General features: G+C 41.0%; 20 protein-coding genes. 11 read left to right on the forward strand and 9 right to left on the reverse strand.

The window, feature by feature from the left end; translation table 11 throughout:
* Positions 1 to 373 precede the first annotated feature (373 nt).
* Positions 374 to 1,042, forward strand: coding sequence for a helix-turn-helix transcriptional regulator (locus AACU25_RS29665; RefSeq protein ID WP_096581806.1), 669 nt, complete (start codon positions 374 to 376; stop codon positions 1,040 to 1,042).
* Between the two features lie 223 nt (positions 1,043 to 1,265).
* Positions 1,266 to 2,231 carry a 7,8-didemethyl-8-hydroxy-5-deazariboflavin synthase subunit CofG gene (gene cofG, locus AACU25_RS29670; protein WP_096581808.1) on the forward strand — a complete coding sequence of 322 codons (966 nt, stop codon included), beginning with the start codon at positions 1,266 to 1,268 and terminating at the stop codon, positions 2,229 to 2,231.
* 97 nt (positions 2,232 to 2,328) lie between these two features.
* On the opposite strand, the gene AACU25_RS29675 is transcribed toward cofG, so the two are convergent.
* The 5 genes from AACU25_RS29675 to topA all read right to left on the reverse strand — a co-directional run bounded on the left by AACU25_RS29675 (position 2,329) and on the right by topA (position 10,312).
* Positions 2,329 to 5,058, reverse strand: a complete 2,730-nt coding sequence (locus tag AACU25_RS29675; RefSeq protein WP_096581810.1) for an HD family phosphohydrolase — start codon at positions 5,056 to 5,058, stop codon at positions 2,329 to 2,331.
* A gap of 367 nt (positions 5,059 to 5,425) precedes the next feature.
* Positions 5,426 to 6,379: an ADP-ribosylglycohydrolase family protein gene (locus AACU25_RS29680; protein ID WP_321206784.1), complete on the reverse strand. Its 954-nt coding sequence runs from the start codon at positions 6,377 to 6,379 to the stop codon at positions 5,426 to 5,428.
* Positions 6,380 to 6,503: 124 nt separating this feature from the next.
* A complete protein-coding gene (gene aroQ / locus AACU25_RS29685; RefSeq protein WP_096581814.1) occupies positions 6,504 to 7,001 on the reverse strand; it encodes a type II 3-dehydroquinate dehydratase in 498 nt (165 codons plus the stop codon).
* Positions 6,982 to 7,116 carry a hypothetical protein gene (locus AACU25_RS29690; protein ID WP_045867562.1) on the reverse strand — a complete coding sequence of 45 codons (135 nt, stop codon included), beginning with the start codon at positions 7,114 to 7,116 and terminating at the stop codon, positions 6,982 to 6,984. The genes aroQ and AACU25_RS29690 overlap by 20 nt, the downstream gene beginning before the upstream one ends.
* Before the next feature lie 499 nt (positions 7,117 to 7,615).
* Positions 7,616 to 10,312, reverse strand: coding sequence for a type I DNA topoisomerase (topA, locus tag AACU25_RS29695; protein ID WP_096581816.1), 2,697 nt, complete (start codon positions 10,310 to 10,312; stop codon positions 7,616 to 7,618).
* A gap of 484 nt (positions 10,313 to 10,796) precedes the next feature.
* Between topA and AACU25_RS29700 the strand changes: the two genes are divergently transcribed.
* The 3 genes from AACU25_RS29700 to AACU25_RS29710 all read left to right on the forward strand — a co-directional run bounded on the left by AACU25_RS29700 (position 10,797) and on the right by AACU25_RS29710 (position 12,858).
* Entirely contained in the window at positions 10,797 to 11,090 is a 294-nt protein-coding gene (locus AACU25_RS29700) for a hypothetical protein (RefSeq protein ID WP_096581818.1), read from the forward strand.
* Positions 11,077 to 12,318: a DUF6745 domain-containing protein gene (locus tag AACU25_RS29705; protein ID WP_096581820.1), complete on the forward strand. Its 1,242-nt coding sequence runs from the start codon at positions 11,077 to 11,079 to the stop codon at positions 12,316 to 12,318. Before AACU25_RS29700 ends, AACU25_RS29705 begins: the two co-directional genes overlap by 14 nt.
* A 228-nt stretch (positions 12,319 to 12,546) precedes the next feature.
* The gene (locus tag AACU25_RS29710; RefSeq protein ID WP_045867558.1) at positions 12,547 to 12,858 is read left to right on the forward strand and encodes an RNA recognition motif domain-containing protein; all 312 of its coding nucleotides are present in this window, start codon (positions 12,547 to 12,549) and stop codon (positions 12,856 to 12,858) included.
* 229 nt (positions 12,859 to 13,087) lie between these two features.
* On the opposite strand, the gene AACU25_RS29715 is transcribed toward AACU25_RS29710, so the two are convergent.
* The 3 genes from AACU25_RS29715 to AACU25_RS29725 form a co-directional block, all read right to left on the reverse strand.
* Positions 13,088 to 14,242: a CapA family protein gene (locus AACU25_RS29715; protein WP_096581822.1), complete on the reverse strand. Its 1,155-nt coding sequence runs from the start codon at positions 14,240 to 14,242 to the stop codon at positions 13,088 to 13,090.
* Between the two features lie 548 nt (positions 14,243 to 14,790).
* Positions 14,791 to 15,471 carry a PAS domain-containing protein gene (locus tag AACU25_RS29720; RefSeq protein WP_045867556.1) on the reverse strand — a complete coding sequence of 227 codons (681 nt, stop codon included), beginning with the start codon at positions 15,469 to 15,471 and terminating at the stop codon, positions 14,791 to 14,793.
* The gene (locus AACU25_RS29725) at positions 15,452 to 15,922 is read right to left on the reverse strand and encodes a hypothetical protein (protein ID WP_096581824.1); all 471 of its coding nucleotides are present in this window, start codon (positions 15,920 to 15,922) and stop codon (positions 15,452 to 15,454) included. The genes AACU25_RS29720 and AACU25_RS29725 overlap by 20 nt, the downstream gene beginning before the upstream one ends.
* 499 nt (positions 15,923 to 16,421) lie before the next feature.
* On the opposite strand from AACU25_RS29725, the gene AACU25_RS29730 reads away from it, so the two are divergent.
* The 3 genes from AACU25_RS29730 to AACU25_RS29740 all read left to right on the forward strand — a co-directional run bounded on the left by AACU25_RS29730 (position 16,422) and on the right by AACU25_RS29740 (position 18,515).
* Positions 16,422 to 16,733, forward strand: a complete 312-nt coding sequence (locus AACU25_RS29730; RefSeq protein WP_096581826.1) for a hypothetical protein — start codon at positions 16,422 to 16,424, stop codon at positions 16,731 to 16,733.
* A 231-nt stretch (positions 16,734 to 16,964) separates the two neighbouring features.
* On the forward strand, positions 16,965 to 17,516 hold the full coding sequence (locus tag AACU25_RS29735) for a GAF domain-containing protein (protein ID WP_096581828.1): 552 nt from the start codon (positions 16,965 to 16,967) through the stop codon (positions 17,514 to 17,516).
* 156 nt (positions 17,517 to 17,672) lie between these two features.
* Positions 17,673 to 18,515, forward strand: a complete 843-nt coding sequence (locus AACU25_RS29740; protein WP_096581829.1) for a PEP-CTERM sorting domain-containing protein — start codon at positions 17,673 to 17,675, stop codon at positions 18,513 to 18,515.
* Between the two features lie 183 nt (positions 18,516 to 18,698).
* On the opposite strand, the gene pirA is transcribed toward AACU25_RS29740, so the two are convergent.
* Complete coding sequence (gene pirA, locus AACU25_RS29745; protein ID WP_096581831.1) at positions 18,699 to 18,896, reverse strand: arginine synthesis PII-interacting regulator PirA; 198 nt, start codon at positions 18,894 to 18,896, stop codon at positions 18,699 to 18,701.
* Positions 18,897 to 18,976: 80 nt separating this feature from the next.
* Here pirA and AACU25_RS29750 point away from each other — a divergent pair, with 80 nt between their 5' ends.
* The 3 genes from AACU25_RS29750 (at position 18,977) to AACU25_RS29760 (ending at position 21,528) form a co-directional block, all read left to right on the forward strand.
* Complete coding sequence (locus AACU25_RS29750) at positions 18,977 to 19,789, forward strand: SAM hydrolase/SAM-dependent halogenase family protein (RefSeq protein WP_096581833.1); 813 nt, start codon at positions 18,977 to 18,979, stop codon at positions 19,787 to 19,789.
* A 390-nt stretch (positions 19,790 to 20,179) separates the two neighbouring features.
* Positions 20,180 to 20,836: a DUF2301 domain-containing membrane protein gene (locus AACU25_RS29755; protein ID WP_096581835.1), complete on the forward strand. Its 657-nt coding sequence runs from the start codon at positions 20,180 to 20,182 to the stop codon at positions 20,834 to 20,836.
* Positions 20,836 to 21,528 carry a YdcF family protein gene (locus AACU25_RS29760; protein WP_096581837.1) on the forward strand — a complete coding sequence of 231 codons (693 nt, stop codon included), beginning with the start codon at positions 20,836 to 20,838 and terminating at the stop codon, positions 21,526 to 21,528. Before AACU25_RS29755 ends, AACU25_RS29760 begins: the two co-directional genes overlap by 1 nt.
* Positions 21,529 to 21,928: the final 400 nt, after the last annotated feature.

Here is a 21,928-nt window from a genome sequence, read left to right on the forward strand (position 1 = left end):
GCCCAATTCCCAATGCCCAAAAACTCCCTCCCCTTGTAGGAGGAGTTTTTCATTAGTCTTCATCAGACTTTCTTTATATAGCCGGGTCGCCAGACTAGTAGCCGCCTATAGGGTAGCAACTGGCGCGCGAATTATCTTCGCCAGAGTGTACGTCAGTCAAAATAGTTTGCCGCTAACTGCTGCACTAATCAACTTAATAAAAACTTCACCTTGCTTCAGGTAAATTACGCAAACTTCATCTTACAAGTTTTTACCTCAGCCGCATTGTCAGGCTTACAACCCACTCATTGTAGAAACAGGAGCTCAAATCGCAAAATTCAGTACAACACCTATTAAGTATGACTTTCGTGCTGAGTTTTGGAGGAGATTGACAATGTTATTTCCTTGTGAAAATAATAACGTAAATTTTGCATCTATCTTAGGCAATAATTTTTTAAAAAAATCGCTAAAAGATGAAAATTTAGAGTCTGCTTCTAAAGTTGATTTACTACAAGCGATGATTGAAAGCTTTGTAGATGGCATTTTAATCGCCACAACTGAAGGTAATTTAGTTCATGCTAATGAGTATGCACGTGCAATTTGTCGTCAATTAGCGCACAAAGCAGCTGTTGTTAATCCAATTCCTGAAGAAATATGGCGTATTTGTCAATCTTTGATTGATAGTCAAGATTTATTTCCAGATGAAAAAATCATCATCGAATCAGAAATTGAACCCACTCCCACAATTAAATTACGCTTGCGGGCTAGATGGTTACAGCTATGTGTAAACAAACACAATTTTTTATTAGTGACTTTAGAAGATTGCAATCAGTATAGCCAGAGTATTGCAATTGCAGATGCTAAAAAATACAACCTAACAGACCGTGAAAGACAAGTTTGGCAGTTACGACGTGCGAACTTTTCTTATAAGGAAATTGCCAATCAGCTATACATTACAATTAATACAGTCAAAAAGCACTTAAAAAATATTCATGCTAAACAGCATGAAAAGGAGCATATTACTTTTGCAGATTCATCCTCACCTTATTTTAAATGGAATTAATAAGAGTAGGAAAAGCAGAGGAGGGAGAGAATAATGGAGAATTTTGGCGTTCAAATTTGATAATTTAATTAGTGCGTATCAGCTAAAAAATATCTAATTTGTACTTAAATTTATCAAAATCTTTTGGGGTGAGATGGAAAGCTTGCTCCGATTGCCCAAGTTCAATGCTGTTTAGCTTATAGCTGACACCCTCCGGGGTGTTGGCACTTTCTTTTGTTAACTTATGAAAATCAATAATTCTCGGACTGTTACATATAGTCCAGCTTATACAATTGTTCCTACTTACGAATGCTTTAATCGCTGTACATACTGTAACTTTCGTACTAACCCAGGTAAAAGTCCTTGGATGACTTTAGCAACTGCCGAAAGCATTTTAAAACAACTGCAAAACCAAAATATTTGTGAGATTTTGATTCTTAGCGGTGAAGTCCATCCGCATTCACCACAACGCCAAGAATGGTTCCAACTGATTTATGATTTGTGTAATTTAGCATTAGCAATGGGATTTTTACCTCACACTAATGCTGGCCCATTGAGTTTTGCGGAAATGCAAAAACTGAAAAATGTTAACGTTTCAATGGGGCTAATGTTAGAGCAATTAACACCAAAATTATTAAATACAGTTCATAAACACGCACCGAGTAAATTACCAGAAGTGCGGTTACAACAATTAGAATGGGTAGGAGAATTACAAATACCCTTTACTACAGGATTATTATTAGGAATTGGGGAAACAATTGCTGATTGCGAAGAAACTTTAGCGGCTATATCTCAAATACATCAGCGATATCATCACATTCAAGAAGTGATTTTACAACCCCACAGTCCAGGAAATCAGCAAAGCTTTGATGCGCCACCTTTTAACCCTCTTCAATTACCAGAAATAATTGCTCAAGCACGGCAGATTTTACCATCAGAGATTACAATTCAAATTCCGCCCAACTTAGTTAAAGATGAGCAGTGGTTACTGGCTTGTGTAGAAGCTGGGGCGAGAGATTTAGGCGGAATTGGGCCAAAAGACGAAGTGAATCCCGATTATCCCCATGTTCAGGAGCAGAGGTTAAGAGAGATTTTACAACCTGCGGGGTGGGAGTTAGTACCGCGATTGCCAGTTTATCCGCAGTTTGATGATTGGTTATCCGAAGATTTGCAAAATTCAGTGAAGCGATCGCGCCTATTCTTAGGGTAGAGTCTCACATATTATCAAATTTACTCATCAAAAATACAAAACAATTTTGTAAAACTTATAAAAAACACCAATTCCCCATTCCCCCTTCCCCCTTCCCCTACCCCTTAGCTACCTTCTCGCTATTCGTTTTGAATTTAGGATAAGCAATGCGTTTGTGATGGAATTGCTGCCAAACTTCTACGAAGATTTGGGCGATGTCGGAAACTTCTTCACGTGTGAGTCCACAATCTACTAGTTGATTGTCTTGCCATCTCGCCCGCAAGATATTATTCAGCATATTTAAAGCTTGTTCTGGTGTCGCATCTTTTAGCGATCGCAAAGCGGCTTCACAGGAATCAGCTAACATGACAATTGCTGTTTCCCGCGATTGGGGAATTGGCCCATCGTAGCGAAAATCAGCGTCGTCTACTTGAATACTGGGATTTTCTTTCGCCATTTGCTGTGCTTGGTGATGGAAATAAGCAATCAGCATGGTTCCCTGATGTTCTGGAATGAAAGCTTGGATGGCGGTAGGTAAAAGATGTTCCTGTGCCATCGCTAACCCTTCACTAACGTGCTTTTTAATAATCGCTGCACTTTTCCAGGGGTCTTTAATTTCTGTTTCATGTTTATTCGGCCCTCCCATTTGGTTTTCGATAAAACCAGAGGGGTCGTGCATTTTACCGATGTCGTGGTAAAGCGTACCGGCGCGCACTAGTTCCACATCGCATTTGAGATGTTTAGCTGCGGCTTCCGCTAATGTGGCTACAAATAAAGTATGTTGAAAGGTTCCGGGCGCTTCTGTTGCTAGTCGCTTTAATAAAGGGCGGTTAGGGTTCGCTAATTCTGCTAACCGGATAGGGGTGACTAAATCAAAGAGTTTTTCTAAATAAGGACTCAAGCCTAAAGCTACAATACTCCACGCTAAACCGGATAAAGCAAATAAACCTGCTCCTTGAAGGACGACATACCAAGAAACTGAACTTCTTAGAATTAAGAGAATTAAGTAAATTCCTCCCTGGGTTGAGGCGATCGCTAGACCTAATAATGCCAATTCCTCACGCGATCGCAATCGTTTAGCCATTAAACTGCCTACTATTCCCCCAGCTGCACCAGAAACTAGGACAATTCTACTCATTTCCATGCCAATTGGTAGCACTCCTAACAATAGCCCCACAACTGTGACACCCAAAGATGGGCCGTAAAAGCTACCTAACAATAAACCAATCGCACTCCAGGTAGTATATGATACGCCAAACGTCAGCATCCCTGGCGTACTGAGAGTAAGGAGTAAAATCAACAGGCGATCGCGTTGTCGCAATTTAATTTTTAAACGACGTTCAACAATTACAAAAATGCCAATTGCTGTAGTGACAATACCTGTCACCTTGATTAACTCTGCCCAGTTAGTTTCCCGATCAATTAATTGATAATGCTCTAATACCTGTAAATTCCACGGAGTAATCTTTTCTCCTTTCTTAACAATTACCTCATCTTTTCGCACCTCAACCATGATCGGTGCTACGTCATCTGCTACCCGTTGTGCCTGTTGTTTGGTTTTTGTTTCATCTTTCTTCAAATTCGGTTGCAGCACAGTTAACAATACTTTCGTGACTAAAGGTTGCGCTGCTGGCGGTTCTGATTTCTCCACTTGTAAGTTGACTGTATTCTTTAAAGCATCTTCTGGTAGCCCGTAGGGGATACCTTGAGCGAGAATCCTTGCAGAAATATCGCGAATTAATGTTTGCGTAGCTATCCAATCTTGATCTGATAACTCTAAAAGAATATTGTCTTGATATATGATTTTGGAGCTGCCAGCTTCGATACGTAATAGCTTTTCCTTGGCTAGCTGGTATTTTTTCCGTGCTTGTGAGATTTGGGAGATCAGTAAAGAATATTTTTGTGCCGAATTTGTGACTCGAAAAATTTCGAGTTCCGTGATGGCTTTAAACAAGTCAGCGTTGCTAGAAACATTAACTGGTTTTGTATATTCAGGGCTGAGGCTAATAAATGTTTTCCCGGGCTGGGCTAATTCTTCTTGCTTGGGGGAACCAGCTTGAGGGGATGTAGATTGTAGCTGGTTTGTCCCATTGGTTTTTTTCGCTTCCTGTGTAGTCGTAGAACTGCTGTTTTGGTTGGGTAACAAAAATCCAACTGGTTGTTTTTTAGTTTTTTCTAACGCTAGTAAGATATTTTTCCACTCTGACTCACTACAAGCGCGCAGATAACTTTGGCTAGTAAGAGATAACTGTAAGGTTTCAGCAAAAGGAAAATCACCAGCAGCATAGCGAATTTCATCACCTTGATCGAGAATTTGCTGCAAATTATGGTTGATTTGTTCAGTAAGTTCCTGATCCACCCTTAACATGGGTAGAGAAATGTTCACCGCAGCTTTGCGTTGTGCTTTGGTTTTTTCAATGTCTTCAATTTTGTCTGTACGGGGGGCTTTAATGGTTTCAGGTGCCACACTATCAACTTTTAGCTTCGGTTGATAATAGGATTTGTACCCAATCACACCCGTCAGCGATACGATGGCGATCGCCAAAATCACCGAGGAACGGTTTTCATGCACCCATTTAACACCGATGTTGTTTACCAATCGGTGTTCTTGCACTGATTTAGTAATTAATCTGAGTGCTATTACTGGTTTTTGAATGCCGTCACTGGTTGTTGATACATACAAACGTATGTTCTTCAACAAAGTTTTGGGAATTTTTCCCAAACGGCTTTGGCTGTTTGGGTCGCTTACAGATCTCAACAATTTTCCTTTACGACGTAATACTTTGTACTGTCGCCGCCATTGAGTAAATTGCTGGGTTAGGGACTTCAAAAATCGCTGATGTTTCATTACCTCTGCCTACAGTTGCTTACTTTGATACCTCAAAACAAGACAAACCTAGGGGAAGTCCCCGCAAAAGCAACCGCAGCTGCTTGTAACTGAATTTGGTTCATATTTAGCCCACAGTCTGATTTTGCAGGTTTGGTTCTTGTAGCCGCACCTTTAAAGGTAAAGGCTGACATTCACCAACCTGATTAATAGGGAACTTCGGAGGAGGGTGCTACGGCCGTTTTGCCACAATACCTACCTACAGAGTCAGGTTAAGAGTTTCTTGGGAAATTGTAGTATAAACAACTACTAAATTTTGTCTTGGTTGGATGATTGCTAGGATAGGATTTTTGTTCCACGCCTACAATGTTATTCAGTAGAAATAACATTAATGCGATCGGATGACGCGAGGCGCACAGTAGACGCATACCTGTAAAGGTAGCGATGCTGCTTCCTCAGACATAGTATCTCTCTCTGCTGTTAATTGGCTAGAATCCAGGGCAAAATTATACAATCCTGACCACACAGCCACAAGTGCATCAGCTAATCCCACTATCAAAGAAAAATTGCTTAATCCCATAGTTGTGGAGTTTGCTGGTGAATATAAAATCTGCCAAGGCACAGGAATACCTGCAGTGCTATTGTATGCCCCTGATAAAGCACCAGTAATTGTACTTACAGTAGGTAAGTGTAAACGCTTAGAGTCTTGCTGCCAAACCTCAGCATTTTGAGTAGCTCGTAAAATTGCCAAGCGATAGTCTTCTAAAGTAGTCAGAAAGCAGTAAAATGCCATAGCGATAGCGTTACTTAGCTTGTCTTCTCTACTCAACTCAGCTTGCGCCCTGGCTAATCCTGCACCCCGATCCAACAAAGCCTGAACTTTTAATAATTGTTGTGGTAGAGATGTTGGCGTTTCACCAATAAAGGCGATTGTTTCGGGAATTAGGGTGCGGATATGGAGTTTTTCAGTCAAGGCTTGAGCGATCGCATACCCAACTGCGAGTGTTCCATCCCGTACCACTGGGTTATCCTCCCAGATTTCTAACACACGTAGCAAGTTTTGTCGCAATTTAAATGTATTTTCATGAAAAAAAAGCGATACTGGTAGTGTCGCTAGTATCACTTTGCCAGAAATATGATCACTGATACTTAAATCAGGCGATGCTGGTAAAGATTTTGAGCACCAATCATCTATATCTAATCTGCCCAGTTTAATTAAACTTTCAGTCCCTAAAACCGCTATTTTATCTATGTCATAGCGTTCCGACAGTTTTTTGTCACTAGCAGAGGCTACATTTCCTCCTACTAATGCTCCAAGTAAAGTCCCACGAAATCGACTCACAACCGAGTGGCGCATACATCAAATATAAAATAAGAAGTGTTAAGTATGAAGGAGGTTCTTCCTTGACATTCCCGCAGATTAACAAGAAGTATCAAGATTTTCATCAGCCTTCAGCCTTCATACTTCATCCTTTATCCTTCCTTAAATGATGTACTAACGCTTGTAAGCCTAATAAATAACTTTGGACACCAAATCCACTTATTTGCCCAATTGCTATGGGTGCTATATAAGAATGATGGCGGAATTCTTCTCGACGATAGATATTACTCAAATGTACTTCTACTGTTGGTAAATTTACACCCGCAAGCGCATCTCGCAACGCCACACTAGTATGGGTGTATGCTCCAGCATTAATTAAAATACCCTGGTGTTTTCCTAGGGCTTGATGAATAGTATCAACTAAAACTCCTTCATGATTAGACTGCATGGGGGAAACTTCCACCTGTAGTTTCTTTCCCTCTGCTACTAACAAGTGGTTAATTTCAGCCAGTGTCAACGAACCGTAAATTCCCGGCTCTCGCTGTCCTAGCAAATTCAGGTTTGGCCCATGCAGCACCAAAATACTCAAAGGCTGCAACGTCAAGTCTGGCACTTTCAGGCTATTAACGACGCGAACGCTCATTTACAGGAATCGGAATCAGTTCCGGTTCCGGCTCACCTTCTGGCCCGAGCAGAGCTTCAATTAGCTTCCGCGCCAATTCTTTCAGCTTTTCCAGTACCTTTTCTATATAGTCCATTTAACTGACTGCTCCTGAGATACTACCTCAATGTTGACTTACAGCTACGCAGAACTGGCGTACTCTTGCACCTCTGGCCTTTGATTAGGCGATCGCACTTTCCAACTTAAAGGAAGATCCACATTATAAAATTTTTGTGTTGTGATCTGCCTTACCTATTAGATTATCACATTCTGAAGAATCCCACGGCTATGAAACTATCGCTTTGCTTGATATGAGGTATTGGAGAGGGTTGACTAATCTTGATAGAGACTTTTAATTCATTGCAATTAATGTGCTGGTTATGTAGTCAGGACTTAAGTTCTGACAACTAGGGCTAAATTCTTGGCTACCAGAACTTTAGCTCTGACTACTAAATTTATTCCTACCTGAGAATTAATAGGAAAGACTACTATTACTTCACAGGTAAATCAAGCACCGAGAAAAAACCCGTCTCCAGCAAGACTATATAGGTTTTTTAATTTCACACTAGCCGCTTGATGAATTCAGCCTTTGTCTACTAGTCCTCGGCATCATTTTTTTTAGCACTACTAGCCGAAGCCTTAGAAGTTGACTTAGAAGTTGATTTAGTTGTTGATTTAGTTTTAGTAGTTGTTGACTTAGTTTTAGCAGTTGTAGATTTACTCGATTTGCGAGTAGATTTTCCAGAGGATGCTTTGCTAGCCAACAATTCTAATGCTTTCTCCAAAGTCATATCTTCTACAGATTGACCTTCTGGAAGACTAACATTAGTTTTGCCGTTCTTAATGTAAGGGCCATAGGGGCCATCATAGATGTTGATTGGTGTATCATCATCGGGATGTGTACCCAACTCACGTAAGGCGGCTTTGGATTTGCTACTGCTGGAACTACGTCCCTTTTTCGGTTCGGCTAATAAATCTAAAGCACGTTCTAAAGAAACAGTTAAGACATTATCTGCTGCTTTTAAAGAACGATAGTCTTTGCCTTCTTTACCTTGGTCATGAACAATGTAAGGGCCAAAGCGTCCTAAACTCGCTTGAATTTTCCCGCCTGTTTCGGGATGGGTTCCTAATGTTCGAGGTAAGGCTAAAAGACCAACAGCTATATCCAGGGTAACGGTTTCTGGTGTTACGCCTTTTGGTAAGGAAGCTTGCTTGGGTTTGGGGTTCTCATCAGTTTTGTCACCTAACTGCACATAAGGCCCGTAAGCGCCAATTTTGACATAAATTGGTTCCCCAGTTTCAGGATGACGACCGAGTTGGTCAGGGCCAGAGGTTTTTTGTCGCAGCAACACCTCAACTTGTTTGGGGTCAAGGTCTGCTGGGGTCAAATCTTTAGGAATTGAAGCTGTGACTACACCTTCACCGTTTTCTACTTCGATGTAAGGGCCATATTTACCGATACGAACTTTAGCCGCTAAATTTTCTAGTTCTACTGTTCTGGCTTTAGTAGCATCAATTTGATTTTCTCGTTCTTTGACTAAGGTTTCTAAACCTTTGTCTCCCAGATAAAATTCCTTTAAGTAGGGTAACCACTTAGCTTCACCTGTGGCGATGTCATCCAGGGTTTGCTCCATCTTCGAGGTAAAGCTGGGATCGACTACATCAGGGAAATGTTTTTCCAACAGGTCAGTCACAGCAAAAGCCGTGAATGTGGGAATTAGAGCATTATTAACTAATTGGGCATAACCTTTATCGATAATCGTGCCAATAATACTGGCATAGGTACTAGGACGACCAATCCCTTCACTTTCTAAGGTTTTTACCAGGGTAGCTTCACTGTACCGGGCTGGTGGTTGAGTTTCATGGGCGATCGCTTCTAGGTTTTTGCAATTTGGATGATCTCCTACTTGCAAACTCGGCAAAATTACTTCTTGGTCTTCTAATGCAGCATCGGGATCGTCGGAACCTTCGACATAAGCACGTAAATAGCCGGGGAAGTCAATCCGCTTTCCAGAAGCACGAAATCCAGCATCTTCCACCTGTAACTGGATACTAACTTGGGTTTGGCGAGAGTCAGCCATTTGGCTGGCGACAGTGCGCTTCCAAATTAAGTCATAAACAGCCAGTTCTCGACCGCTTAAACCAGTTTCTTGGGGAGTGCGGAAAGTACTACCAGCCGGACGAATCGCTTCGTGTGCTTCTTGCGCGCCTTTAGATTTAGTAGTGTATTGTCTGGGTTGAGGACTGAGATATTGTTTGCCGTAAAGACTTTCTACACAACTGCGTGCAGCTGCGATCGCCTGGTCTGACAAATGCACCGAATCTGTCCGCATATAGGTGATATACCCTTGCTCGTACAAATTCTGGGCAATTCGCATTGTATCTCGGGCTGAGAGGCGCAATTTCCGGTTAGATTCCTGTTGTAGTGTCGAGGTGGTAAAAGGTGGCGCAGGTTTACGTGTTACAGGACGTTCTTCTACTTCTCTGACATTCCAGGTTTTACCAGTCAGGCGTTCTTGCAGTGCTAACGCATCTGCTTCCGTTAACAAAACTACATTGCGACCAGCGGCGATTTGTCCAGTTGCGGGATCAAAATCGCTACCATTCGCTATTTTCGTGCCTCCCAACGTCACCAACTGGGCTGTAAATGGAGCTTTTTCCTTTTCTAGATAAGCCTTTAAATCCCAGTAAGTACCTTCATGGAAAGCGCGGCGTTGGCGTTCTTTTGTTACCAAAAGCCTCACTGCTACAGATTGTACGCGCCCAGCAGATAGCCCCCAGGCAATTTTTTTCCACAGCAGAGGAGACAGAGTATAACCCACCAGCCGATCCAATATCCGGCGCGTTTCTTGGGCACGAACTAACTGCTCGTCAATATTGCGGCAGTTTTTCAAAGCCTTTTTAATCGCCTCTTGGGTAATTTCATGAAATACCATCCGCTTTGTCGGCACTTTAGGCTTGAGCAACTGGTATAAATGCCAACTAATACTTTCACCTTCCCGATCTTCGTCCGTCGCCAGAATCAACTCATCAGCCTCTTTGAGAGCATCTTTGAGCTGAGTGACAACTTTCTTTTTATCCTTGGGGACAACATACACTGGTTCAAAGTCGGCATCTACATTCACCCCAAGCTGTGCCCATTTTTCTGCTTTGACAGCGGTGGGAATTTCGCTAGCCGACTGGGGTAGGTCACGTACATGACCCATAGACGCTTCCACCCGATAGCCTGATGGGAGGTAGTTGCGAATGGTACGAGCTTTGGTTGGAGATTCGACAATGACGAGAGTTGACATGGAAATTTCAAAAAAAAGAATAGCTGCGAAGCTAAACAGAGAAATTTAGACGATTGGGCGTGATGCCAAAATGGAACGTCGCGCTTATTGATGTGAGTTTATCTTCACACAAACTGCCCATTAGGGTGAAAATCCACTCAAGTTTGGGCAATGTCCTTTCCAGATAATAAGGTAGGAAAACACTGGCTTGGAATTTCCAGCTATTTCAATCTTTAACTTATATCAGCAAAATTGGCGACTACAGTTTTCAAAATACCCCCGAAGTGTAATAGAGTGATACGTCCTGTGTTTGGGATTGGGGATTAGGGATTGGGGACTGGGGACTGGGGACTGAGTGTTCGTTATTTGTTCCCCTTTCCCTTTTACCTTTTCACCTTGTGTCCTCATCTTTCCCATCCCTATTCCCACAAAGGTTGTGCCAAAATTAAATCAAACTTGAGAGCAAAAACGAAGTGGGGTTTGTACCTATCTTGGAGTTTGAACTATGCAGCCAATCCGTCAAGGTGATGTCATTCTACTACCTGTGCCACAAGTTGAAGGAGAAAAGATACCTCACTTGACCTTGGCAGAAGGCGAAGTAACCGGGCATAAGCATCGTATTACAGAGGGAAAGGCAAAATTATTTTCTAAAAATGATACTTTGTATTTACGTGTTTATTCTCAAGCTGCTTTGTTAGCTCACGAAGAACATCGTGCGATCGCAGTTCCGCAAGGTCATTGGATGGTGAAAATTCAACGAGAATACGAGCCTGAAGGGTGGCGCTATGTCGCTGATTGAAAAGTTAACACCTGAGCAAGAAGCTTTAATTCCAGTTTATCGGGATAAGTGGCGAAAAATTGCGCTTTCCACTGAACGAATTGATCGTGAAAAAGCTGCATCAGCAGTAAAAGCAGCCTACATAGCAAGTGGTAAGAATGCTCCTAAGATTATTTTTTCTGAAAGTCCTTATGTAGCTCTAAAATCTACTATCTTTGACAAGCTTGATTACTTGAAGCAGGAATTAAATAACAAAGTTGTTAGCCAATTAAATAATTCATCAATTAGTAACCTAAAAAGGCTGCAACGGGATTTGCTAGAAAAGCCACTAGAGCAATTAGGAAGACAAACTTCGTTCTTCAGCGATCTAAGTTGTTCAATATATCCTCAAGTTTTCCAGGATATCAACATCGATGAAGACCTATTCCATGAACTGGTTTATAGTAAATTAGATAACAATTTTTCCGACATTTTAGGGTTTAGGCTAAGTTTGGTACTAGAAAATTACATCAGAATCTATCTGAATGAACAACTACAAAGTGAAGATTGGCAACAAATAAACCTGCAACTCGGAAGTCGGCTATCATCTTCTCTCCAAGCCAGTTTATACTCTTACATAAATAATTTCTTTGGGCTATGTTTTCAGCCAGAAGAAGAGTGTAAAATTAACAGCTTTAATGATTTTATTATTACTAGCGTATGGTTTTCAGAAATTTTCCCAGAATTGTTAATATATCAATCTTTAATTAAAGAGTGTGGATGGATTTTTACTTTTGATAAAGCTGTAATTATCTGCGATCGCCCGCTTCATATTCGCCTCGATCATCAAAATCGTCTCCACGCAGAAGGTGAACTAGCAATAGAGTATGCTGATGGATTTGGCATCTACTCTTATCACGGTGTCACTTTACCGGAAAAATACGGCAAACATCACCCACAGCAATGGCAAGCACAATGGTTATTAACAGAAAATAATGCCGAACTGCGGCGAGTATTAATTCAAGGTATTGGTTATGCCCGAATTTGCCAAGAATTACAAGCTATTGAATTAGATACCTGGGCAGAATATACGCTTTTAAAAATTGATGCTGATGTTGATGAAGAGCCAATTTATTTATTAAAAATGACTTGTCCCAGCACTGGGTTTATTCATGCTTTGCGAGTTCCACCGGATATGAAATCAGCACATGAGGCTATTTGCTGGATAAATTGGGGAATTGCTCCAGAAGAATTTGCAATCCAAACCTGAATGTAAATTTGGTAATTACCTAATCAATAAATTAGCCAAAATCAATAAAATTTCGTATTGTAGCACACATAATCACAAATGAATAAGATTTATAGCCGCGCTAGCTAAAAGTTGTGATAGCATAAAATTGGAGAAGTTAGATTCGGTGACATAAATCTTGTTTTTATTTATAATTGCAAGCGCCTCCCCGGATAAGCATCTCTGCATCAATGGATTCTGGAGAGTTTCATGTCTATTTACGTAGGTAACCTATCCTACAGCGTCACACAAGATGACCTCAGCAAGGTATTTTCTGAGTACGGTACTGTAAAGCGAGTTCAATTACCCACAGACCGGGAAACTGGTCGCTTACGTGGCTTTGGTTTCGTGGAAATGGAATCATCAGCCGCAGAAGATGCAGCTATCGAAGCTTTAGATGGTGCCGAATGGATGGGGCGTGTAATGAAAGTTAATAAAGCTAAACCACGGGAGGACAGAGGTGCTCGCTCTGGTGGTGGCAATTGGGAAAGAAATGCTAGTGGATACTCACGAGGTTATTAAGTCCTGAGTCTATTCATCAAGGCAAACTATAACAAGCCTTAGCTAACAAAAATATCCCATTATTCGCAGATTCAGTAATTTACTGAACTTTTTGCTTATATAATAAGCAGTTCAAATCTATACTTGGACTGCTTATTTTGCAATGATTTTGACAGGTTTTAAAAAAGCACCACCTGCGTTAAGTTAATCTGCGTTGATAGTGCTTCACAATTCAAAAATCAAGCCCTGACTATTGGGTATTCATCACCACTATTTCACCCTTTTTATTAATCTTTACTTGATTATCGGGAAAATCTTTTTTGTTCAAATAACGCAGCAATCCTACAGTTCTAAACCTCTGATCGATTCGAGGAATTCCCTGCTTATCTAGATGAACAGGGATAATTTTACTAAACAATAAATCTCCTTTAGAGTTGAGTTTAGCTTCTAATATCATTGAGTAACCAGTCTCGGCTGCTGTTGATAAAGTCCGATAACCTAAAAAGTTACCCAAAGAATAGGCAATTAATTTACCTTTATAAATTTCGATTGCTCTGGGTACATGAGGCCCATGCCCAATAACTAAGTCTGCACCCATATCAATCATTGTGCGCGCAAACTTTAGAGAATTGCCTCTATTTTCTCCATAGAAATATTCTGTTTCGTTTTTAACTCGTAGCGCCCCTGTACCTTCAGCTCCTACTTGCATCGAAACAACTACAATATTGGCATTATTTTTAGCTTCTAAAACTAAAGCTTTAGCAGCTTCTAAATCGTTAACAGAATTATACAAGTCATAAGTAGTAAATCCAATCATTGCGACCGGAATATTATTAGCTTGTAAGTAGAGAATCTGATTTTTATGACCTAATGTTTCAATACCTACAGCAGCAAGGTTTTTGACTGTATCACGAAATCCTATAGGGCCAAAATCCATTGCATGATTGTTGGCTACATTCATCACATCAAAACCAACATCAGCAAATAATTGGGCATAATCTGGTGGAGAACGAAAAGCAAAAGTTTGCCCTTGACTGACATCTTTAGCACTGTAGGGATAGTTGGTTAAGCTACTTTCAAAATTACCAAATAAAATATCAGCTCCCTGTAGATAACCTCTCACAGACTTTGGCAAGAGTTCATCGCGAAAGCGAGGTAGTCTGTAGTTAGGATAATTCGTACCAGGAATTACATCACCAACAGCTTTAATAGTAATCGTGTCTGAAGGATTTGCCTGATTTTCAGGGAGAACAAAGGGAAGTTGCAGGGATTCTGTAGGTGTTGTAGCCGCATCTGAACGCTGCATCTGCCCAAAGCGAATGACAATTCCTATACCAATACCCAGGCAAAAACAACAACTGATAAAACCTACTGAGAATAAATGTCTCAGCTTCTGATTAACCATCATTCACTCCTCAAATGATGGCATCAGTTTATCCCACAAATTCTCATACTTGGTATAGTTTTTTCCCTGATTTTGGCAAATTTGAATACATCAACCTCATTCATGTTGAGAATGGGAGTTTTTCGACAGTAACAGGGACTGGAGACTATACCATTTTGGAAAAAGAACGCGACAGATAGGTAGATAGAGGGCACGACAATGCTATGCCCTCTAGAACATATTGATGTGTTGCAAAGATTATTTGAATTGGTATTAATTTTTCTACTGTCATGAAACTGCAATCTGCTGTAATTTATTGCAGCTTTAATCTAATGTTTCGGTTTGCGGGATCAAAATATTCAAAATCAAAATATTCAACAAGGGCGGAAAATACCGATGACAAATCCTGCAAATGCTGATTACATCGGTTTGTTTAATTTCTACTCTTAAATTTTAATAGCAAGCACCTTGTTGTACTAGTGGTAGAAACCTTTAATAAAGCACACCTTAATGGAATGCAAGCACCTGATAACTGTTGGTTAAATTTCAGAAAAAGCTAAATTATGCATTTAAGCCGGTTCAAACACTCCAGGTGGAATGGGCACGAGTTGAGGCGTTGACAAACAAGTTCCTTGTCTGTACCAAATGCCTTCCACCTCAAAAGCCTCGAACTGGGTAGTGAGAATTGCCCAAGCTTTTTCGTTTAACCCAGCAGAATATGTCCAGGTAAATCGGCGATCGTTATATAATTTTTGCTCTAGTTCCGCCAAATCCTCGGGTAGCCAAAATTGGGTCATTACCCTTTGAGTAGCAATTTCTGGCGGCGTTTGTAACATTTCAGCCATTGGCTGATTCACAATAATCTGCTTGCGAGTATCTTGTCTAACGATGCTCACTGGGCGCTCATTTTCTGCCGCAGCAACCATGCGGTACAACAACTCTGATGGAACTTGTAACTGGCTGCAAAACACAGCACCCTGATATTGCAATATCCGTTCCGCAGTTTCTGGCAATGTTGGCGGTTCTTTAGTCGCCATCCATCCAAAAAATTCAATTGGTTGTTTACAGCCTCGCCAGCGTATCCGCACTTTCCCATTTATTTTGTATGCAGTTTCGCTCAGAGCGTCTCCGTAGCTTTGCGCTAAATGCGTGGCATCGCGCTTGGTAGGGGCAAAAATTGAAACCCCTTCATGAGACATTTTATAATTCCACCCCGGTAAGTTGAGGATTCTAAGAATACTCACACTCATCTTTTTCGACACCTCCAGAATCTCTATATACTTTTACACCCTTAATGTCCCGATACACGGAAACTTTATCCTGATATACAGAAACTTTAAATGTTTCTTGCCAAATCTTTTTTCTTTCCTCCTCTGGAATACCTAAAGCCGATGTGATGATTGCGAAGTCTCCTGGTGTTGGGAGTACTTCACCTTTTGCCAGCGCTTGTAGGTTTTTAACTCCACAGGGCTTGAGTTTTGTCATGTTGGCTTGGACTACATCAGCAATTGTTTCGGGCTTTTGTGGCTTTTCGGAGCGAGAACCAATTTTTTTAGCTATCCACTCCTGAGTCATCTCCTCTATTGCGTCGCTTTGAGAAATGCCCAAGCGCGCACAGATGCTTTTGAATTCTAAGGCTAAATCCCGGGGAATATAGCCGCTTATTTGCTTGTAATCATCAGAACGCCTTCTGTCAGTCATATATCTCAAATGGTGAATTTAGTACTTGTTCCTATTTTCTCTCATGAAGTCGGAAATGCAAGACATTTTCATATGTCACATTTAAATGACAACTTGACAAAAAAAAATGACAAGCTTAGTATGGTTTACATGGAGCAGTAAGCGGCTGAAGACTAAGAAACGGTAGACCACACCCGGGGCTAGCTGCGATTTTTTGTAGCTAGCTTCTCACCTTAATGTGCAAATTGAGGGTTGTTGACGACCCACTGTTATTAAGTATATATGCTTGTGCCCATTGTACAACAATAGAGCCTAAATTTGGCTAATGAATTCTCATGTTGTACCTGGCTAATTTGGATGGACATCTACACTCTGTTACGAAAAATAAAATTCACTACACAAATGATTTTTTTCAGAGTAACAAAGGTCAATCTCACTTTTGGTTTTAACAGCACCAAGTTGCCGTAATGCCTGATTACCTGGGTTTAAACTCATTCACGGTATCGAATCAACAATAACTATGACCCAATTAACCTTTGAGCAATTCGTCCATCCTTTGTCTGAGTTTCCTAACATTGTCCAAATGGAAGGTAGCGATGAGCCAATGTTAGATTTGTACACGATGGCAGGACTAGTACTGTATACTGCATGTGCAAACAATAACCTCCATGCTAGAGAGAATATACTTCAGACCCTAGAAAACTACCCAGAATTAGATGGCAATGTTTTGTTTGATCGTTGTCAGATGGGCGATCGCGCTGCAATTTTACAAATGACATCTCTGATAGTCTCTGGGCTGGAAAGTAGCTTGGAAGCGCTGACAGTGGTTTAGAGACTAGGTTTGAAAATTTCTGCAAGTCGGTATTAGGTCGGAATTTGTATCGGTGAATGCGATACTGCTCGTTTTTGGTTTTGGGGAAAAGGTGAAAGGTTAAGGGTTAAAGGTGTTGTCTTTTCCTTTTCCCATTCCCCTTTTTTTCCTTAAGCGCCAAGTATTGCCAGGGGATGATGTTTTGGATGGTCAGCCATTGAGAAAATATCGAAGAACATCACCCAAATTTTGATGAGTAAGCTAGTTTTACCAGCATCCATACAAAGTGTTTTAGAAAAATCCAGCGAGCCGGATGAGATTTTTACAGCAATACTGCCAATTATTGGGGAAGTCTTGCAGTGCGATCGCTGTTTTCTGTATCTGAGAAATCCCCAAAATAAGTTTGCTAAAGTCGCCTATTGCTGGCGGCGAAATTCAGAAATACCGGATATTACTGACTCTGGCTGGAGATTAGATCCAGAGTCTTTACCCCAAGAAGATCCTTTATTTGCGGCTGCATTGCGGAATGCTCCTTCTGTGTATGTTGAAGATATAGAGACTGAAAGCCCAGAAGTAGTAAATAAAGAATTTGAACGGGAAAATTTTGGACATAGAGCGCTAATTCATGCTCATTTGTGCCAAAATCATCAATTATGGGGAATTTTGCAACCTTGTGTGTTTGGTCAAAAGCGGATTTGGTCAGAAAGCGATCGCGCTTTTGTCACACAACTGGAAAGCATACTTACACCCTTGGCAGTTAGTTATGTTAAAACCGCAACTGATTACCCAATTGTTAAAACTTAATAACTTGTAGCATGACATTGTAAAACTTGCGTAAACCCTATAATTGCAGATTTTTGAGTAAAACCGCAAGTTACTAATTTTCATCCTAAGTGGCTATTTCCTAAAAAACTCTGTACCCTAGCTATCAGCGAATATCTTCATTTTTTGGAGAATATAATGCAATTAGCTCAAAAGCTTGGCATTGCAACTGCTAGTAATATTATGGTCTTCGCCAGTATACTAGCGTCTTCCGTAACATCAGCTAGTGCTTTTACCATAACTACCGGAGGTACATCAGTACCAGGGGCCGGTCAAATCTCCAGCGTCCCCAACACAAAAACAATCAATTTTGACAATGGCATAGCACCAACTACTGGATACGCTCAATATTCCGCAAGTATTGGTATACCAGCTATAGTTCAAGGTACTGTCAGTGACTACGCTAGACCATCTGGCGATCAAACTAAATATCTCACAATTGCTCCGGTGGGAGCTAATGTTCCAGGGAGCAATTCTCCAATTACAATTGCGTTGGCTAAAGCAGCTAATTATTTTGGTTTGTACTGGGGTTCGGTTGATGCATTCAATAGTGTAGCCTTCTACAAAGGTCAGACTTTACTCAAAAGCTTCGATGGTAGTAATGTTCCTAGTACTACAGCTAGCGGCGATCAGTCTAGCCCAGAAGACAACGTTTATGTGAATTTCTTTGCTGGTCAGGGAGAAGAATTTGACAAGATAATTTTGGGCAGTTCTCAAGTAGCCTTTGAAAGTGATAACCATGCTTTTCAAGAGGTTCCCGAACCATGGACTATTGGCGGCTCATTACTTGCTCTCGGTTTTGGTTTTTGGATGAAACGTCAACCCCTGCGGGGAATTCAAAATTCGTCTTCTCCCAAAGGGAGAGGCTACGCCAAGGAAAGTTTGACGGCAGTTGCTACAAGTCGGGGAACCCGCCCAACGCACTGCCTCCTCAACGGGGGGGAACCCCCGCACGCAACTTTCCGCAAAATTCAAAATTAAGAAAATTTGACAGAATCTAGGTTTTGGGTTTTGCATCTGTTGCTCTGTTTTGGCAAATGGGTATAAAACTGCATCCCTTTTCTCTGTTGACCAAACCATCTTGGCAAAAAATTTGCCTCAAAAGACAAAACCCTGCGTAAGCAGGGTTAAATGTCACAAAACTATGAACAAGGAGTTGTTGATTTAACGACAAGATTTCATTTCGTCTTCTAATTGACGAACTAGCCTCTCGTCGCCGTTGGCTCTCGCTACTTGCAGGCGACGTTCGATATTTCTTTGAATATTTTCTCTATGAGCTTCTCGGGCTTGGTTTGCGGCTTGTAATCTATTTGTATTCATAATGATTACCTGGTCATCTGTCACTTTTTGTGTTGTATTCATAATATAGCACAAATTTCGTAGCCTTTGTTACAGAATTTTCTGCTTTATTATATATTTATAGATGAACATCGTATCTACCAATGGATCAATCACAAATCCTTGATGGAAAAGCGAGCGTAGTGACGCTGTTAAGCGATTTTGGCGATCGCGATGTTTATGTAGCTGTGATGAAGGGCGTAATTGCTCAAATCAACCCTCAGCTAAGGGTTATTGACTTAAATCACCAAATACCACCACAAAATCTTGCTGCTGCTAGGTTTTGCTTAATGGATGCTTATCCTTACTTCCCAGAGGGTACAGTGCATATAGCTGTAGTAGATCCGGGAGTGGGTAGCAAACGCAGGGCGATCGCAGTGGAGTTTCCCCAAGGATTTTTAGTGGGGCCGGATAATGGCATTTTCAGTGGCATACTCAGTCAACAACAGGCGATCGCAGCAGTTGAGTTAACAAATCGTAATTATTGGCGGAGTACCGAAATTAGCCACACTTTTCACGGTAGAGATATTTTCGCACCAGTTGGGGGTAATTTAGCAAGCGGTGTACCAATCCAAGAACTGGGACGAGAAATTGATCCAGCTAGTTTGGTACAGCTAGAGATCACAGAATGCCAACAGATAGGAAATATTATCACAGGTTGTATTCAATATATTGACCATTTTGGTAACCTGGTGAGCAACATTCCGGGGAGTTATGTGCAGGGGAAAACCTGGTGCGTACAAGTGCGAAGCTTGACAATAACGGGGTGTGAAACTTACAGCGATGTCAAAGTTAGAGAAGCCATTGCATTAGTAGGGAGTCATGGCTGGGTAGAAATTGCCATCAATAGCGGTAATGCACAGTCACAATTGCAAATTAACTGGCAAGATAGTTTAGAGATAATACTGCTGAGTTAGAGATTTTAACCTTTGAATTTGGTTAGGGTAAAAGGGAAAAGGGTAAGGGTGAAAGGTTTTTTCTTGATACTTTCCCGCTGAACTGACAAGTAATGAGGCTACAAGTTCTACAATTTTGCATTTTAGAGGTTATTTATAAAGTAAAAATAAAATTATTGTAGGATGCGTTAGGCGCTGGTTGCCAATATGATTTCACCAAAGAACTATCCTAGCGCCTAACGCATCATCCATGCGGCGGTGCGTTACGGCTAAATTCCATTTTCTCTGTGTCCCAAATGCCTTCATAGCCGTAACACACCCTACTTAAGATCTACTTTAGAAATGGTCTCTTAGATTGTGGATTGTGAAAGATTTATCGTAGAGATACAAATCCAGACTCATAACTAATCTATGAATACACAAACATTATCAGCACCAGCAGTTTATCAAGGTCAGTTTGGGGAATTTACAATTACTCAAAGCGATCGCACTGGGGTAATTATCTATCGCACTGGATTGATGGTGGCTGCACTTAGCTTGGCGATCGCTAGCGCATTGGTGGTGTTTAACAATCAACCAGCAACTTTAGCAGCGCTAACTCCGCTATATGCTTGTTTTACGCTAGCTCTTGGTGTAAGTTTAATCACCATCCATATTTATATGCTGGCATTGCACCGAATGTTACAGGCTTTTTGGGCAATTGGTAGTATTGCAGCAGTGGGATTGGCACTATCTAGCAGTGAACCTTTAGCTGTTACGGTTTATAATCATCCTCTGACTTTATTCGGTGTTGGGTTTACCTTCGTAGCGCTAACAGGTATTTATTTCAAAGAAGCTTTTTGCTTCAATCGTTTGGAAACTAAGGTATTGACTTTTACAGTACCACTGTTGTTGTTAGGGCATTTGGTAGGGATTTTACCAATTCCAGCAGAACAGGTTTTACTGGGAATTTGGGCAATTTTGTTTTTAGTATTTGCATTGCGGAAAACAGTGCAAGCAATTCCTGCGGATATTGGCGATAAATCTGTGTTTACTTATTTGAAACAACAGCGTGCAAATAAGGGTTAATGCAGAAGAGAAACAATCGTCAGAGGCTAAAACTCCCCAAAATCCGATTAATTAAACGCCAAGAATTGTGGGTTTTGACGGTTCAGGGATGGATAATTGCGATCGCGCTAGTTGCGGCTTTACTATTTTTCGCAATTACTCATATACATCCATTTCTAGCCGTCAATGCTCCCATCAAATCAGCAAAAATATTGGTAGTGGAAGGATGGGTACCAGATTACGCACTGCAAGAGGCGATCGCTGAATTTAAAAGCGGGAATTATCGCCAAATAATTACCACAGGCGGAACATTAGAGCAGGGAAGTTATTTAAGCGAATATAAAAGCTTTGCAGACGTAGCCGCAACCACATTAAAAAAACTAGGTGTAGCACCAGAGAAAGTGATAGCTGTTCCAGCACCTTATGTAATTAAGGATCGTAGCTATGCATCTGCTAACGAATTTAGCCGTTGGTTAGCTAATTCAGAGTTTAGCGGAGAATCCATCAATCTATTCTCTTGGGATGCTCATACTCGTAGAAGCTGGCTGCTATTTAAACAAGTTTTAGCCTCTCATATTCAAGTAGGCGCGATCTCATCTAGCAACAGAGACTACAATCCCCAGCAATGGTGGCGTTACAGCCAAGGTGTGCGAACAGTCTTAGATGAAGCGATCGCATATATTTATGCACAATTTTTTAATTGGAAGGCTTAAATTGGTCATTTGTCAAGGGTCAAGAGTCAAGAGTCAAGAGTCAAAATAGATATTTCCCCATTCCCCATTACCCATTACCCATTCCCCATTACCCATTACCCATTCCCCATTACCCATTCCCCATTACCCATTAACAACTAAGCCAAAATTGGGAATACTCAAACCAACGGCTGTGAGGATGAGAAAGTGGGAGAAGAACGCGCGTATTGGTTAGCTTGGTCGCAAATTTCTGGGATTGGCCCTGTATTCCTGGCAGGGCCGTTTCATTCGTAAGGATATGTATTTTGTCAATATGATTGGCGATAAATATCAGGGCAAAAGTCATAAATTCTTGACCATGTTGATGCCTAATATTGAATGCCAAGCTTATTTTTCATCTCCTGAACTCTTGCATTTTCAG

The sequence above is a fragment of the Tolypothrix tenuis PCC 7101 genome (assembly GCF_963874875.1).
Lineage (GTDB): Bacteria > Cyanobacteriota > Cyanobacteriia > Cyanobacteriales > Nostocaceae > Aulosira > Aulosira tenue.